The sequence below is a fragment of the Ideonella azotifigens genome, from assembly GCF_006519715.1.
In the GTDB taxonomy this organism is placed as follows: domain Bacteria; phylum Pseudomonadota; class Gammaproteobacteria; order Burkholderiales; family Burkholderiaceae_C; genus Ideonella; species Ideonella azotifigens.
Genome location: NZ_VIDT01000677.1, coordinates 1 through 2,908 on the forward strand (window position 1 = coordinate 1; position 2,908 = coordinate 2,908).

Consider the following 2,908-nt stretch of genomic DNA (forward strand, 5'->3'; position numbering starts at 1 on the left):
ATGTCAGGCGCCGGGCGGCTGGGTTCCAGGCCGGCCACGACGGCGACCGGGATCGGCAGCGTGGTGTAGTGCTGGATGCGGCGGATCATCGACACATCCCGGCGCTCGGCCAGCGTGATCGCACGGCCAGAGCGGCCGGCACGGCCGGTGCGGCCGATGCGGTGCACATAGTCCTCGGCCTTCAGCGGCAGGCCGTAGTTGATGACGTGCGTGATGGTCGGCACGTCGATGCCGCGGGCGGCCACGTCGGTGGCGACCAGGATGCGCACATGGCGCGAACGCAGGCCTTGCAGCACGCGGTTGCGGCGGCCTTGCGGCATGCCGCCGTGCAGCGCGGCGACCGAGTGGCCCATTTCGTTCAGGCGGTCGGCCAGGCGGTCGGCGTCGATCTGGGTGCTGGTGAAGACAACGGCCTGGTCGACATCGCGGTCGGTCAGGATGTGGTCCAGCAGGGCGTGCTTGTGGTCGAGGTCATCGGCCCACATGATTTCCTGCGAGATGTTCTCGTGCTTCTCGGTGTGGTTGGTGATCTCGATGCGCTCGACGTCATCCTTCTGCAGGCGCTGGGCCAGGCGGCCGACTTCACCGGCGAAGGTGGCGCTGGCCATCAGGGTCTGGCGGCCGGCGGGCAGCTGTTCGGCGATGTGCTCGATGTCCTCGATGAAGCCCATGTCCAGCATGCGGTCGGCTTCGTCCAGCACCAGCATCTCGACGTTTTCCAGCACGGCCTTGCCGCTGCCGATGTGGTCGATCAGGCGGCCCGGGGTCGCGATCAGGATGTCCAGCGGGCTGCGCAGGGCCTTCAGCTGCGCCGGGTAGGGCACGCCGCCGACCACGCTGGTCACGCTCAGGTAATTGACGAAACGGCCGTAGCTGGAAGCGGCCTTGGCCACCTGCATCGACAGTTCACGGGTGGGCACCAGCACGAGGATGCGCGGGCCGCGCACTTCGCCCTTCTTGGGCTTCTGGGCCGGGTCCTGGCGAGCGGCCAGCACCTTCATCAGTGCCGGCAGCACGAAGGCTGCGGTCTTGCCGCTGCCGGTGTTGGAGCACACGCGCAGGTCACGGCCGGCAAGGGCGGCCGGAATGGCTCGCGATTGCACGTCGGTGGGGTTTTCATAGCCGGCGGCGGTCAAGGCGCGCACCAGGGCCTCGTCGAGGCCCAAGGTTTCAAAAGTCATGGATTCGATCCTCAGCGGCCGTCCGTTGCACAGTTGGCAACCAGCTTGGGCACGCGGTGGGGCATAAAAACATCGCCACCGACCGCGTCTGCCAACGATCCGATGCACCGCAAAGTGCAAAGGCCAAAGGCAAGACCTGCTGCAACGCTCACCCCAAAAGGGCGGCACCAAAACCGGGAGGTCGAAGGGGATGGACGAAATCCGACGGGCGCATCGCTTTGCGCGACACAACGGGTGGGCTGGAAAATACCCGGTTCTTGCGAACCTGGCCCCGGCCGTTTGCTGCCCATCACCGTGAAGTGGTTGGCGGCCTGCCGGGTCTTGCCTTGTTGCGTTCACGCTGCCAAGCACACCACGCTGTTGAGGCGCTTTTGAGCTTGTACAGACGGCTGCAGTCGTCGAAGCTATGGATTCTAGCGTAAACCCTGAATCTTTGCACCCCTTTTCCTGCGCTCCAATGCGTGATTAATCTCACGGTGCCGAGGCAGGCCGGCAACGTGTTGCGCTTGTGACCTGCCGTGGGCTGTTCCCATCCTTTTGCAACCCCGGGGCGGAGTCCGCACCAGCCGCCATGACGCTGCACATCCCGACCCTGATCGCAGCCTTGACACTGGGCTTCCTTCTGCTCGCGCTGCAGATGGGGCTGTCCAGGCCCAGCTGGCGCGACCAACCGGCAATGGCTTGCTGGGTCGCAGGCAACTGGGCAATGGTGGGTGGATTCCTTGCGCTGATCGCGCGGGCCTGGGTGCCGCTGCCGCTGTCCGTGCTGATCGGCAACCTGCTGTTGTGCCTGGGGGCCGGGCTGTTCAGCCAGGCCGTCTGGGTCTTCGTGACAGAGCAGCCCCTGCCGCTGGCCTTGCGCTGGGGCTGGCTGGCTGCCGCGCTGCCCATCCTGGCCATGCTGGACTGGCCGCTCAGCCAGCGCACTTCGGTGCTCTCGCTGGTCTATGCCGCCTGCCTGCTGCCGGCGGTCTGGCTGGTCTTCCGGCACAGGGCTGCGGCCGAGCGCTCGCTGTTGATGGTCGGCACCGGTTTTGCGCTGACGGTGCTGGCCCTGGTCTGCCGGGCCTGGCACGCCTGGTTCCACCCTGCCGACTACCAGGCCCTGACCCAGCCCAGCCTGGGCCAGGGCCTGACCTTCCTGGCCGCTTTCCTGACGCTGATGACCACCGGCTGGGGCTTTCTGCTGGCCGGCATGGAGCGCACCGCGCAGCGCCTGGAAGTGCTGGCCACGCACGACGGCCTGACCGGCTGCTTCAACCGCAGCACCGCCGATGCCCTGCTGCAGCACGAACTGCAGCGCGGCCAGCGCGACGAATTGCCGGTCGCCTTCGTGCTGATGGACCTGGACCACTTCAAGCACATCAACGACAACCACGGCCACCGCGCCGGCGACGAGGCGCTGCGCCTGTTCGCCGAGACCGTGCGCTCGCGGCTGCGCGCGTCCGACGTGTTCTGCCGCCTGGGCGGCGAGGAGTTCGGCCTGATCCTGCCGGCGACTGACGAGGCCGGTGCGCGCCGCCTGGCCGAGGACATCCTGCAGGCGACGCGGCTGATCGGCCTGCACGGGGCCGACGGCCAGCCGATCGAGGTCGCGTTTTCGGCCGGGCTGGTGGTGGCTGGCAGCGACAGCCGCTGCAATGCCGATCACCTCTACCGCCAGGCCGACGCGGCGCTGTATGCCGCCAAGCGCGCCGGTCGGTGCCAGATTGCGCTGGCGCAACCGG

Annotated in this window: 2 protein-coding genes; one reads left to right on the plus strand and one right to left on the minus strand. The window is 67.6% G+C overall.

What is annotated here, in order from left to right; genetic code table 11:
* On the minus strand, positions 1-1,181 hold a 1,181-nt coding region (locus FKP22_RS26105), incomplete at its 3' end, for a DEAD/DEAH box helicase (RefSeq protein ID WP_141290772.1).
* A 571-nt stretch (positions 1,182-1,752) separates the two neighbouring features.
* On the opposite strand from FKP22_RS26105, the gene FKP22_RS26110 reads away from it, so the two are divergent.
* Positions 1,753-2,908: GGDEF domain-containing protein (locus FKP22_RS26110; protein WP_141290774.1), on the plus strand; the 1,156-nt coding region annotated here is incomplete at its 3' end.